General features: G+C 67.4%; 10 protein-coding genes. 6 read left to right on the top strand and 4 right to left on the bottom strand.

Features of this window, described 5'->3' with window-relative positions:
• Positions 1 to 373: 373 nt before the first annotated feature.
• The 3 genes from AC3QL2_RS16305 to AC3QL2_RS16295 all read left to right on the top strand — a co-directional run bounded on the left by AC3QL2_RS16305 (position 374) and on the right by AC3QL2_RS16295 (position 4,261).
• A complete protein-coding gene (locus AC3QL2_RS16305) occupies positions 374 to 1,609 on the top strand; it encodes a CobW family GTP-binding protein (RefSeq protein WP_493231572.1) in 1,236 nt (411 codons plus the stop codon).
• A gap of 203 nt (positions 1,610 to 1,812) precedes the next feature.
• Positions 1,813 to 2,850 (top strand): zinc-dependent alcohol dehydrogenase family protein, encoded by a 1,038-nt coding sequence (locus AC3QL2_RS16300; RefSeq protein ID WP_493231571.1) that lies wholly within the window; start codon positions 1,813 to 1,815, stop codon positions 2,848 to 2,850.
• Between the two features lie 91 nt (positions 2,851 to 2,941).
• Positions 2,942 to 4,261, top strand: coding sequence for a methyl-accepting chemotaxis protein (locus AC3QL2_RS16295; RefSeq protein WP_493231570.1), 1,320 nt, complete (start codon positions 2,942 to 2,944; stop codon positions 4,259 to 4,261).
• Positions 4,262 to 4,306: 45 nt separating this feature from the next.
• Here the strand turns inward: AC3QL2_RS16295 and AC3QL2_RS16290 are convergent, their stop codons facing one another.
• The 3 genes from AC3QL2_RS16290 to leuA all read right to left on the bottom strand — a co-directional run bounded on the left by AC3QL2_RS16290 (position 4,307) and on the right by leuA (position 8,635).
• On the bottom strand, positions 4,307 to 5,488 hold the full coding sequence (locus tag AC3QL2_RS16290; protein ID WP_493231568.1) for a porin: 1,182 nt from the start codon (positions 5,486 to 5,488) through the stop codon (positions 4,307 to 4,309).
• Positions 5,489 to 5,549: 61 nt separating this feature from the next.
• On the bottom strand, positions 5,550 to 6,614 hold the full coding sequence (locus AC3QL2_RS16285) for an NAD(P)-dependent alcohol dehydrogenase (RefSeq protein WP_493231567.1): 1,065 nt from the start codon (positions 6,612 to 6,614) through the stop codon (positions 5,550 to 5,552).
• A gap of 320 nt (positions 6,615 to 6,934) precedes the next feature.
• Positions 6,935 to 8,635: a 2-isopropylmalate synthase gene (gene leuA / locus AC3QL2_RS16280; RefSeq protein ID WP_493231565.1), complete on the bottom strand. Its 1,701-nt coding sequence runs from the start codon at positions 8,633 to 8,635 to the stop codon at positions 6,935 to 6,937.
• Between the two features lie 134 nt (positions 8,636 to 8,769).
• Here leuA and AC3QL2_RS16275 point away from each other — a divergent pair, with 134 nt between their 5' ends.
• The 3 genes from AC3QL2_RS16275 to AC3QL2_RS16265 all read left to right on the top strand — a co-directional run bounded on the left by AC3QL2_RS16275 (position 8,770) and on the right by AC3QL2_RS16265 (position 10,978).
• A complete protein-coding gene (locus tag AC3QL2_RS16275; protein WP_493231564.1) occupies positions 8,770 to 9,246 on the top strand; it encodes an Lrp/AsnC family transcriptional regulator in 477 nt (158 codons plus the stop codon).
• A gap of 96 nt (positions 9,247 to 9,342) precedes the next feature.
• A complete protein-coding gene (locus AC3QL2_RS16270; RefSeq protein WP_493231562.1) occupies positions 9,343 to 10,041 on the top strand; it encodes a hypothetical protein in 699 nt (232 codons plus the stop codon).
• A 124-nt stretch (positions 10,042 to 10,165) separates the two neighbouring features.
• A complete protein-coding gene (locus AC3QL2_RS16265) occupies positions 10,166 to 10,978 on the top strand; it encodes a class I SAM-dependent methyltransferase (RefSeq protein ID WP_493231560.1) in 813 nt (270 codons plus the stop codon).
• A gap of 127 nt (positions 10,979 to 11,105) precedes the next feature.
• On the opposite strand, the gene AC3QL2_RS16260 is transcribed toward AC3QL2_RS16265, so the two are convergent.
• Positions 11,106 to 12,482 (bottom strand): porin, encoded by a 1,377-nt coding sequence (locus AC3QL2_RS16260; RefSeq protein ID WP_493231558.1) that lies wholly within the window; start codon positions 12,480 to 12,482, stop codon positions 11,106 to 11,108.
• Positions 12,483 to 12,512: the final 30 nt, after the last annotated feature.

Raw genomic sequence — 12,512 nt, 5'->3', positions numbered from 1 at the left:
TCTCCTTTTTTCATTCGATGTGGATGCGGCGGCAGCCGCGCTGCCGGCACGACGAAAGGGCAAGGGCCATGCCCGTCCGAGCGGTTTCTCCGCCGGCCGCCAAGCCCTTGAATCAGCGGCGCAAATCACCGCCGCCTGCCCCCCGCCGGAGCAGCGGCCGGGCAGCGCGACCGGATTCCGTACGCTCTTGCGCCTTGTTGCGGCTGCTTCCCGGACGTCCTCACCGCGCTCACGCCCCCGCCGATTCCCCGCCAACCGCCTTCCCGGGCGCCACGCGGCTTCCATCGCCGCCATGGCACAGCCCTTGCCACGCCCTCAGCGGGAGAACACCTCCACGACCGAAAAAAACGACCACAACACCAGGAGACATTCCATGACGCCCCCTTCCGTCGACCGCATCCCGGTCAGCCTGCTCACCGGCTTCCTCGGCGCCGGCAAGACGACCCTTCTCAATGCCTTGATGCAGAACCCGGCACTGGCCGGCACGGCGCTGCTGATCAACGAATTCGGCGAGGTGGGCGTGGATCACCACCTGGTGGACCGGATCGACGACAGCACCGTGCTGCTCGACTCCGGCTGCCTGTGCTGCAGCGTGCAGGGTGACCTGGTGAACGCGCTGAAGACGCTGCACCAGCGCAGCTCACGCCGCGAGATTCCGCCGGTTTCGCGGGTCGTCATCGAGACCACCGGGCTCGCCGACCCGGTGCCGGTGGTCTACACGCTGATGGAAGAACGCTTCATCGCCGCCCGCTACGTGTGCGACAGCGTGCTGACGGTGGTAGACGCGACCCACGGCGACGCCCAGCTCGACGCCCACCCGGAAGCGGTGCGCCAGGTGACGCTGGCTGACCGCCTGCTGATCACCAAGGGCGACCTGGCCGGCTCCAGCCAGCTGGCCCGGCTCAACGCCCGCCTGGCCGAACTCAACCCCGGCGCGCCGCGCATCGAGGTGCGCCACGGCCAGGTGGAGCCGGCCCGCCTGTTCGGTGGCGGCGTCTATGCGCCCGGCGACAAGCTGCCCGACGTGGTGGCCTGGCTCGGTGAGGAACGGGCGCGTGACGCCGAGGCCCGCCGGGCGCCACCGGCGGTCAGCTGGACCCTCCGGCGCAACGCTCTGGCCCAGGCGCCACGCCACGACGGCAGTGTGTCCAGCTTCGTGGTGCGCCTGGAAGCGCCTGTGCCTTGGTTCGGCCTGGCCCTGGCGCTGGGGCGCATCCTGCAGCAGTACGGCCCCCAACTGCTGCGCGTGAAGGGTCTGGTCAACGTGGCCGGCGAATCCCGGCCGCGGGTCGTCCAGTGCGTGCAGAGCGTCGCCTACCCGCCAGTCGCCCTGCCGGCCTGGCCGGAGGAAGGCGTCTTCGAGGACCGGCGTGGCCGGCTGGTCTTCATCACCCGCGATCTGCCGCCGGACGCCGCCGAGGCGATCCAGACCACCCTCGCCCAGCTACCCGGCGACGCAGCGGCCATCCGCGCCACCGCCGCCAATCCACTGCTGCCGACCCGCTGTTGGTTCTCTGAACGGGTCGCCCTGACTGCCCCCGACAGCCTGCAGCTCGAAGGCTGGGTGGTCCAGCCGCGCCGTTTCGCCCGCAAGACGGTCAGCGTCTGATCGTCGGTCGGCCGGCGTCCGGGGATCAGACGCCGGCCCGCCCCCCGCCTGCCGGCGTCAACTGGAAATACCTTTCAAAACAACGCGCTCCGCTGCAGCGGGAATGTACCTGCCCGAATGGCATGGCCCCTGCTGTAAAGCCCCGCCCCGTAGCCGTCCCGGCTGCTGGCACGGCAATCCATAACATGATCGGAGAAGAAACAATGAAAGCCCTTGTTTACGGCGGTCCCGGCAAGAAGTCCCTGGAAGAACGTCCCATACCGGTGCTGAAGGACGCCAGCGACGCCATCGTGCGCATCACCAAGACCACCATATGCGGTACTGACCTGCACATCCTCAAGGGCGACGTACCCACCGTCGCCCCCGGCACCGTGCTCGGCCATGAAGGGGTCGGCGTGGTCGAGTCGGTCGGCGCCGGCGTCACCACCTTCAAGCCCGGCGACCGGGTGCTGATCTCCTGCATCACCAGCTGCGGCAAGTGCGAGTTCTGCCGCAAGGGCATGTATTCCCACTGCACCACCGGCGGCTGGCAACTCGGCCACCTGATCGACGGCACCCAGGCCGAATACGTGCGCGTGCCCCACGCCGACACCAGCCTCTACCCGATCCCCGCCGACGCCGACGAGGAAGCCCTGGTGATGCTCAGCGACATCCTGCCCACCGGCTTCGAATGCGGCGTGCTCAACGGCAAGGTGCAGCCCGGCAGCACGGTGGCCATCGTCGGCGCCGGCCCGGTCGGCCTGGCGGCACTGCTGACCGCCCGCTTCTATTCGCCGGCCCGCATCATCGTCGTGGACCTGGACGACAACCGCCTCGACGTGGCCCGGCGCTTCGGCGCCACCGACGTGGTGAACAGCCGCGACGGCCAGGCCGCCGCCGCGGTGAAGGCGCTCACCGAAGGCCGCGGCGTGGATACCGCCATCGAGGCGGTGGGCATCCCCGCCACCTTCGGCATCTGCGAGAACATCGTCGCCGCCGGCGGGGTGATCGCCAACGTCGGCGTGCACGGCACCAAGGTGGACCTGCACCTGGAAACCCTGTGGGCCCACAACATCTCCATCACCACCCGCCTGGTGGATACCGCCACCACCGGCATGCTGCTGAAGACGGTGCAGGCGAAGACGCTCGATCCGTCCCTGCTGATCACCCACCGCTTCACGCTGGAGCAGGCCCTCGACGCCTACGAGACCTTCGCCGGCGCGGCCAGCAGCAAGGCCCTGAAGGTCATCATCTCGGCCTGACCACCGCCCGGCCGCGACACGTGGGCCGGGGATGCCCGCGACGGGCATCCCCGGCCCCCTTCCTGCCCCTTCTCCACGGAGATCGACCAACGTGTTTGCCAATCGCCAGTGGCTCGCCCACCTGGAACACTTCGCCGACGCCCTCGCCGGTGGAAGCCCTCTGCTCACCCCATTCCGGGGCTCCCGCCGCTTCACCCAGCTGGATACCCGCCTGCAGGAAGCCCACCAGAGCGCCCTGCGCGAGGCAGCGGAAACCCGCCGCCGGGTGGAGGCCCTCGAAGAAGAAACCGCCCGCCTCGAGACCGCCCTCGCCGAAGCCCGCCAGGAAACCGCCGAACAGGCCGAGCGTTTCGAACTGATCAGCAGCGCCAGCGGCGAGGGGCTGTGGGACATCCATCTCGTCGGCGGCGACCCGGCCCATCCGGACAGCGTCGTCTGGTGGTCGCCCCAGTTGCGGCGCCTGCTTGGCTTCGAGGACGAACGGGACTTTCCGGACCAGCTGGAAAGCTGGAGCAAGCGCCTGCACCCGGACGATGCCCGCCGGGTCGCCGCCGCCTTCGGTGCCCACCTGGCCGACCGCGGCGGCCACACGCCCTACGACATCCACTACCGGCTGGCCCGCAAGGACGGCAGCTACCGATGGTTCCGCGCCATCGGCACGACGCTGCGCGATGCGTCCGGCACGCCGCTGCGGGTGGCCGGCTCGCTGCTGGACATCCACGACACGCTGGCGCAGGACGCGCTGCTCAAGCGTAGCCTGGAACGCTTCGAGCTGGTCCGTGAGCTGCTCAGCGACGGCCTGTGGGACATCGAGATCGTCGGCGGCGACGCCCTCAACCCGGCCAACACAGTGTGGTGGTCGCAGCAGCTGCGGCGCATGCTCGGCTTCAACGACGAGCACGATTTTCCGAACACCCTGGAAGCCTGGTCCTCGCGCCTCCATCCGGAAGACCGGGAGCGCGTGCTGAAGGCCTTCCTCAACCACCTGGCCGACCGCAGCGGCCGCACGCCCTACGACGAAGCCCACCGCCTGGCGCTGAAGAACGGCGAATACCGCTGGTTCCGCGCCTCCGCGCAGACCCGCCGGGCCGCCGACGGCACACCGCTGCGCGCCGTCGGCGCCCTCACCGACATCGACACCCGGCTGCGGGAGAACGAGCAACGGGAGATCCGCGAGAAACAGCAGGCCAAGCTGGAGGCCACGCTGCACCGCATCGGCGAGCTGGTCGGCACGATCAAGGAGATCGCCGACCAGACCAACCTGCTGGCCCTCAATGCGGCCATCGAGGCGGCCCGCGCCGGCGAAAGCGGGCGCGGCTTCGCGGTGGTGGCCGACGAAGTGCGCAAGCTCGCCGAGCGCACCCGCGAGACCACCGCCCGCATCGGCAAGATGGCCACCGAGGAGCCCTGAGCGGTCCGCCCGGCCCCACGCGGGACCGGGCGCTGCCGCGACAGTTCAGAAACTGTAGCTCAGCCCCAGGTCGAAACCGGTGGTGCCGTAGCCGCCCACCGGCGAACCGACGCCGCCCGAGTCCACCGCCGTGCGGGCCGGGTTGGGCTGGATCGAGCAGATGCCGTTGGCGCTGTTCCGGATCTTCGCCACATCGGCATACAGGTAGGCGCTGCGCTCGAACAGGTAGTACACACCGCCGATGCCCCACTTGCGGCAGCTCGCGTCGAGGGTGGTCTTGTCGTCCAGGACCACGTAGGACGCGCGCACGCGGGCCTGCTCACCCCACACCGGCGCCGACGCGCCGACCATCCAGCTGCGGTGGTTGAGCAGCGCGCTATAGGTGGCGAAGCTGCCGTCGAAGACATCCTTGTAGTTGTCGGTCTTGATGCTCTCCCAGTAGCCGTGCAGCTTGAACGGGCCGAAGTCGTAGGACGCGCCGCCGACCAGGATGTTGGTCTTGTGCTCCTCGCTGCCCTTGGGCGCCAGCTGCTCGAAATCCAGGGTCAGGTTGAGCGGCCCCTTCGCGTAGGACGGGATGAATGCCCACAGGCGGCCGTCACCCTTGTTGCCCGGGTTCTCCTGGCCCACCAGGCTGGTCGTGTACGCGGCCAGGAAGGACAGACCGTTCCAGGCCGGCGAGATGTAGGCCACCGCGTTGTCGGCGCGGGTGCCATGTACCTGCACCGATGCCATGTTGGCCACCGTGCCATTGGCAAAGGGGTCGTACTTGCCGGCCACGCTGTAACGGCCACCGTCGATGCGCCCCATCACCACCGTGCCATAGCTACCGCTGAGGCCGACGAAGGACTTGCGGCGGAACAGGCTGTGGCCCTGGGCATCGCTGAGAGTGGACTTGCCGTCGTCGATGGAGATACCGGCTTCGAGCTGGAACAGCGCGGTGATGCCGTTGCGCAGGTCGCGGCTGCCCTTGAAGCCGAGGCGGCTCTCCGATTCGATGCCGCTGGTCAGCTCCGACTTGTGGCCAGCGAAGCTGCTGCCGGCCTGGGCCGCGTAGGCGCCGTTGCTGCCGCTGCGGCTGAGCAGGCCGCCGTCGAGGGTGCCGTAGATGCTCAACCGGCCCTTGTCCCCGTCGAGCAGGGTGAAACCTTCGTCGGCCATCGCCGGCCCGAAAAGGGCGCACAGGGCCGCCCCTGCGCAAAGCTGCGCATGGAATTTTGCGTTCATGTCGTATTCCCGTTGCTGGATTCGCCGGGCTGCGCACAGTCCGGCAGATAGGCGTGGCGCCTCAGTCGAAATGGATGACCGGCTTGATGATGCCGTCGGCCTTGGTGGTCATCAGGTGGAGGGCCGTCTCGATCTCCGAGAACTTGAAGTGGTGCGTGGTGAGGCGGGTCGGATCGACGCGCCCGCTCTCGATCAGGCGCATCAGGCGGCCCATGCGCTCGCGGCCGCCCGGACAGAGCAGCGTGGTGATGGTCTTCTCGCCCATGCCGACACCCCACTCGGCGCGGGGAATCTTGATGTAGTCGCCGTGGCCGAAATAGCCGATGTTGGAGATCACCCCGCCGGCCCGGGTCGCCTTCACGCAGTTCTCGAAGGTCGGCTGGGAGCCCAGCGCGTCCATCGCCGCGTCGGCGCCATGGCCGCCGGTCAGACGCAGGATCTCGGCGATCGGGTCCTGCTCCTTGAAGTTGATCACCACGTCGGCGCCGTAGTAGCGGGCCAGCTCCAGCCGCGACGGCACGCAGTCCACAGCGATCACCAGGCCGGCGCCGAGCAGGCGGGTGCCGGCCACCGCCATCAGGCCAACCGGCCCCATGCCGAACACCACGCCCGAGCCGCCAAGCGGGATGCGGGCGTTTTCAGCGCCCTTGAAGCCGGTGGACATCATGTCGGTGGTGTAGCACGCGGCCTCGTCCGACACCCCATCGGGGATCGGCGCCAGGTTGGCCTCCGCGTCATTGACGTGGAAGTACTCGGCCATGTTGCCGTCCTTCTGGGCAGTGAACTTGTAGCCGCCGAGCATCACCTGGCACTGGGAGGTGAAGCCGCGCTGGCAGTTCTCGCACTTGTAGCAGGGGGTGATCGCATTCACCGCGACCCGCTGGCCGAGCTCGAAGCCGCGCACCGCGCTGCCCAGCGCGTGGATGACGCCGACCGCCTCGTGGCCGAGGACCCGGTCCTGCAACTCGCCAAGGCCCCCCTCGATGGTGTGGCAGTCGGACGTGCACACCATCGCCACCGTGGTCCTGACGATCGCGTCATTCGGCCCGGCCTCAGGGATAGGCCGCTCCAGCACTGCCACGTCGTGCAGGCCCCGCATGACGAGGGCCTTCATCGTATTTGCCATTTCTGCTCCTCCAGATTTATTTGCCGCTCACGGCTGTCGTTTTCGGAATAACTTTTCCATTTCGGAAAAGCCGCGCCGAATCAGCAAGCGATGTGCCAGACAAATAGACGGATGGATTAGAGTGGCGCGGAGCCTTTATTTCCGCAGCATGCAGATCAATTGACGGGCGATTCGTGGACAATTCCCGATGCACGGCAACAACCGCGTTCACAACGCCACCGTCCGATGCCGTCCGCATTCAGGACGACACCGGACGGTGAATTGGCGAATTGGAGTTGCTGGCCGGAAGCCCCCCGCGGGAGCCTCCTACGCCGCAGCGCTCAGGCCGACTGCACCTCGGCCTTGGGCGCCACACGGCCCGCCGCCTGGGCCCGATTCACGCCGCTGATAAGGGCCTTGATCGACGCGGTGACGATGTTGGCGTCGATGCCGACCCCGTAGCAGTCGCTGCGGGTCTCACCGGCCATTTCCATGAAGGCGCAGGCCTGGGCGTTGCCATCGTCGCCGATCGGCACCATCGAGCGCTCCTCATAGCTGCGCACCTGGACCCGGATGCCGGCGCTCTGGAGGGCATGCACGGCGGCGTTGATCGGGCCGTTGCCCTCGCCGTCGAGGATGCGCGCCTGGCCGTCGATCTCCACGCTCAAGCGGATGCCCTGCACGGCGCCGTTCTCGACGAGGTGGTGGCTGCAGTAGCGCACCGGGGCGACGGTGTCGAGATAGGTCTCGGAGAACAAGCGCCAGATGTCGTCGGCGCTCACCTCGCCGCCGTGGGCGTCGGTATAGCGCTGCACGACGCCGGAGAACTCCACCTGCAAGCGGCGCGGCATCACCACGCCGTATTCGTTCTCCATCAAGTAGGCGATGCCCCCCTTGCCGGATTGGCTATTCACCCGGATCACCGAATCGTAGCTGCGACCGACGTCGGCGGGATCGATGGGCAAATAGGGCACGTTCCACGGCGCATCCGCCTTTTGAGCGGAGAAACCCTTCTTGATGGCGTCCTGGTGGGAGCCGGAGAAGGCCGTGAAGACGAGGTCACCCACGTACGGATGGCGCGGATGAACAGGCAACTGGGTGCAGTGCTCGTAGGTACGGGCGACGGCGTTAATGTCCGAGAAGTCGAGCTGCGGATCGACGCCCTGGGTATGCATGTTGAGGGCGAGGGTCACGAGGTCCACATTGCCGGTGCGCTCCCCGTTGCCGAAGAGGCAGCCCTCGACGCGGTCGGCGCCGGCCATGAGGCCGAGCTCGGCGGCAGCCACGGCGGTGCCGCGGTCGTTGTGCGGGTGGAGGCTGATGATCACGCTGTCGCGGCGGGCGAGGTTCTTGTGCATCCACTCGATCTGGTCGGCATAGATATTGGGCGTGGCGATCTCGACGGTGGTCGGGAGGTTGAGGATCACCTTGCGCTCGGGCGTCGCGCCCCAGGTTTCGGTGACCGCATCGCAGACTTCCTTGGCGAAATCGAGCTCGGTGGCGGTGAAGAGCTCCGGGCTGTATTCGAGGGTGATCTCGGTTTCCGGCATCTCGTCGGCGAGCGTGCGGATGAGGCGAACCGCATCGACGGCCATCGCCACCACCTCGGCCTTGCTCATGCCGAAGACATTGTCGCGGAAGGTCTTGCAGGTGGCGTTATAGACGTGAACGATGGCCTTCTTCGCGCCCTTGAGGGATTCGAAGGTGCGGCGGATGAGGTGCTCGCGGGCCTGGGTGAGCACTTCGATGCTCACGTCGGCGGGGATGTGGCCGCCGTCGATCAAGCCGCGCACGAAGTCGAACTCGGTCTGCGAGGCCGACGGGAAGGCGATCTCGATTTCCTTGAAGCCGATCGCGCAGAGGGTCTTGAACATCTGCATCTTCTTGTCGGCGTTCATCGGCTCGAAAAGAGCCTGGTTGCCGTCGCGGAGGTCGGTGCTCATCCAGATCGGCGCCTTGTCGATGACGCGGCTCGGCCACTGGCGGTCGGTGAGTTGTACGGGCGGGAAGGCACTGTACTTGGCGGGCGTCTGTTGCGGCATTTTTGTGCTCCGGAAGATTGAATTCGATGGAGTGAATCTTACGGAAAGAGGCGTGGCAGGTGCTTGCGTTCTACATGCCAAATCGCCTTAAAATAGGCACAAAATTTCAACTAACAATAAATTTTCGCAATTAAATGGAACTCGACCGCTACGACCGGCAAATTCTCGCCATCCTTCAGCAGGATGGGCGGATCAGCAACCAGGACCTGGCCGAGCGCATCGGCCTGTCGCCGTCCCCCTGCCTGCGCCGGGTCCGGGCGCTGGAGGAGTCCGGCCTGATCACCGGCTACCGGGCCCTGCTCGACGCCAGGAAGCTCGGCCTCAGCCTGATGGCCCTGATCGGCATCTCCATGGACCAGCACACGCCGGAACGCTTCGCCAGCCTGGAGGCCACCATCCGCGACATTCCGGAGGTGCTCGAATGCCTGCTGATCACCGGCCAACAGTCGGACTACCAGCTCAAGGTGGTGATCCGCGACATGGACGCCTACCAGGACCTGCTGCTCAACCGCATCACCCGCATCCAGGGTGTCACCGGCGTGCACACCAGCTTCGTGCTGCGCCGGGTGGTAGATCGCACCGAACTGCCGGTGGGGCTGGACGGCCGCTAGCCGCAGACGCAGCGGCAGCGCGGGCTTGAAGCAAACAGTGTTATTTTGTACAGTAAATAAACCGTTTGCCTGTAGCGTCCCCAGGACGCGATGCCCATGAACGCCCAGATGAGTTTCGATTTCCCCTCCGACGCCGCGCCGCTCCCGCCGGCCCTTGCCCCGCGCCGGCGGATGTCCCGCGCTGCGCTGGCCGCCGAGCAGGCCCCCACGCAGCTGGCTTTCGTCAATGCCAGCGGCAGCCTGGTGGCACCGTCCGCACCCGCCGCAACGGCCCGGCGCCCCTTCGCCGCTCCCGTCCCCAAGATCGTCGAAGCCCCGGCCAACAAGGGCGACGCGATCCGCGAAAGCCGCCTGTGGCAGGAAGACGGCTGGACCGCGCGGGTGCTGCGCAACGACGGCGAATGGAGCGTCGAACTGCGCCGCGACGGCGACAGCGAAGCCGCGCTGCTGGCCCCATGGGACCTGGAACGGGACCTGCGCAATCCCAAGCCCCTCAACTACGGCGAGTTCCTCACCCTCGTGAAATCGGCCGAGGAGGTCATGCAGCGCCAGCGCCAGCAACTGCAGGCCCGCCTGCACAAGCGCCTGACCGTCTTCGCCCAGGACGCCGAGTGGCATGTGACGCTGGACATCGTGCCCGACGAATACGAACCCCACGCCCTGCTCAGCGCCTTCAGCGCCGACGGCGAGCTGGTCGCCCAGCAGCGGGTGACACCGGACTTCAAGCTCAGCACATCAACGGCCCAAGCCTGGATCGACGGCGACTTCCGTCAGGCCGGCAGCGATGGCTTCTGAGGTCGGCCTTGTCCGGCAGTCGCCGGAGCCGCCGCAGCCAGTTGATCTTTGGCGGGCTGCAGGCAGAATCGCGCAGCATCGGAACGGGCACGCCCCGTCCGCCCGCCTCCACGAAAGGAAACCCGTGCGCCCCCTCCACCGCCTTCTGCTCCCCCTGCTCACGACCGCCTGGCTAGTCGCCCCCGCCCACGCGGATGACGCGCTGCGGCAGTGGATCGACGGCCCCCAGCGCAGCGAGAAGAACCGCCAGCGTGACCCCGCCCGCCAGCCGGCGGCGACCCTCGAGTTCTTCGATATCAAGCCCGGCCAGACGGTCGTCGAGATCTGGCCCAGCGTCGGCGCCTGGTGGTTCGAGATCCTCGCCCCCTACCTGCGCGACCACGGCCATTACATCGCCGCCCTGCACGCCGGCGAGCACAATCCCGCCGCCGCCCGCGCCGAGCACGACGCCATCGGCGGCCTCATCGCCAGCCAGGCGGCGCTGTACGGCAAGACCGAGCTGGCCCTCAGCCCCGGCCTCACGACGACTGTCCAGCCAAACTCCGTCGACCTGCTGCTGACCTTCATGAACCTGCACAATTGGATCACCGACGGCAACGCCGACGCGGTGATCCGCGAATTCCACACGGTGCTCAAGCCCGGCGGCGTGCTCGGCGTGGTGGACCACCGCGCCCGCAACGACCGCCCGTCCGCCGAGCAGCTGCAGGCCGGCTACCTGCGGGAAGATGAAGTCATCGCCCGCTTCGAGAAGGCCGGCTTCAGGCTCGTCGCCCGCTCCGACATCGCCGCCAACCCGCTCGACACCAAAGACCACCCCGCCGGAGTCTGGACGCTGCCGCCCACGCTGCGCCTCAAGGATCAGGACCGCGAGCGCTACCTGGCCATCGGCGAGAGCGACAAGTTCACGCTCAAGTTCATCAAGGCCGCGGAGAAGTAAGAGTCGGCCGGAGCGCCTTATGGAGGCGTCGTAGGGGCAAGTTCATTCGCACCCACCGCCTCCCGCACCCTGCTCATCCGTTGAAGCTCAGCCCTGCGGGCGACCCGCCCGCAGGGCTTGGCCCACCTCAGAACACGTGATTCACGCCGAGCATGTAGCCATTCGGGTCGTAACCCGGCTTGGCCACGGTGCCGACCAGGTTGCCACCGTCAGTGAGGCTGTAGGTGCCGTTGGTCTTGTTGAGGACCTTGCCCCAGGTGCCGTACAGCGTGGTCGAATCCTGCAGCTTGTAGGCATAGCCCAGGCCCAGCAGGTTGGCGTCGCGGTTCTTGATCGACTTGTCGTCGAGCTGGCTGTAGCTCACCAGCGCCTTGCCGCGCCACACCGGGATGCCGGCGCTGACGCTCCAGCCTTCGGCCTTGGACAAGGTCGCGGTCACGTTCTCGTAGTTGCCACCGCTGATCCGGCCAGCCACATAGTTGCCATACAGGGTCGCAAAGCCCAGGTTGTAGCTGCCGCCCACCTGCCAGCCACGCCGCTTGGCCAAGCCCGTTTCCTGCGGGCCGCTGGCCGGGGCGACGTAGCTGGCGTTGTCCACGTTCCAGGCCGTCACCGTGGCGTTGAGCGGGCCGGCGCTGTAGTACAGCGCCAGATCACCGCCGCGACCGGCCTTGTCGGTGGTCACGGTCGTCGAACCGGCCGCCACCGGCGTCACCATGTTCACGTTGTTCTCGCTGCCGCTGCTCAGTGTCAGTTGGCCGGAGAAGCCGGCGACCTTCGGCGAGGCGTAGACGAGGGAATTGTTCAGGCGCGTCGGCATGCCGCCGATCACCGGCAGCAGGCCGGCGGAGGAACCGAAGAAACCGGCGCCCATCGCCGCCGACATCACCGACGAGGTGTAGGAGCCGGCGTACTGGCGACCGGCCGTCAGCGTGCCGAAGCGGGTCGAGAGCCCCGCGTAGATCTGCCGCGAAAAGATCTGGCTGCCGTTGCTGGTCTGGCCACCGCTGGACACGGCGGTGTTGTTGATGCCCGGCGTAATCGCGCCGGTACCGACGGAACCCGTGTCGAAGAGGATGCCGGCCTCCATCAGATAGACGGCTTTCACTTCGTCGCCCAACTCCTTCTCACCCTTGAAGCCCAGGCGGGAGGACGTCATGCCGCCCGAGCCGATCGTCGATTTCTGGCCATAGCCGCTGTTCACCGTCGAGGCGCTGACGTCGGCCACACCGTAGATCGTCAGCGTGCCGGACGGGCCGGTCGGTACCCCCATCTGCAGGCCAGCGCCGCGGGCCGGACCGCCGGTCTGGATCTCGGTCTTCTTCTGTTCCTCCTGGTTCTTCATCAGTTGCTGGATCAGCTGGCGCTGTTCGGCCAGTTCGCGCTTGAGCGCGTCGATCTCGCTCTCGGCGAAAGCCGGCGCGGCGGCGCCAGTGCCGAAGGCGGCCAGCAAGAACAGGCTCAGCGGGCGGCGGGCGATGGAACGGCTAGTGGAACGACTCATGGACTTCTTGTGATGCACGGACAGTCTCCT

The organism is Zoogloea sp. GW822-FHT05C07 (assembly GCF_058800215.1).
This window is presented reverse-complemented; position numbering and strand designations above follow the sequence as displayed.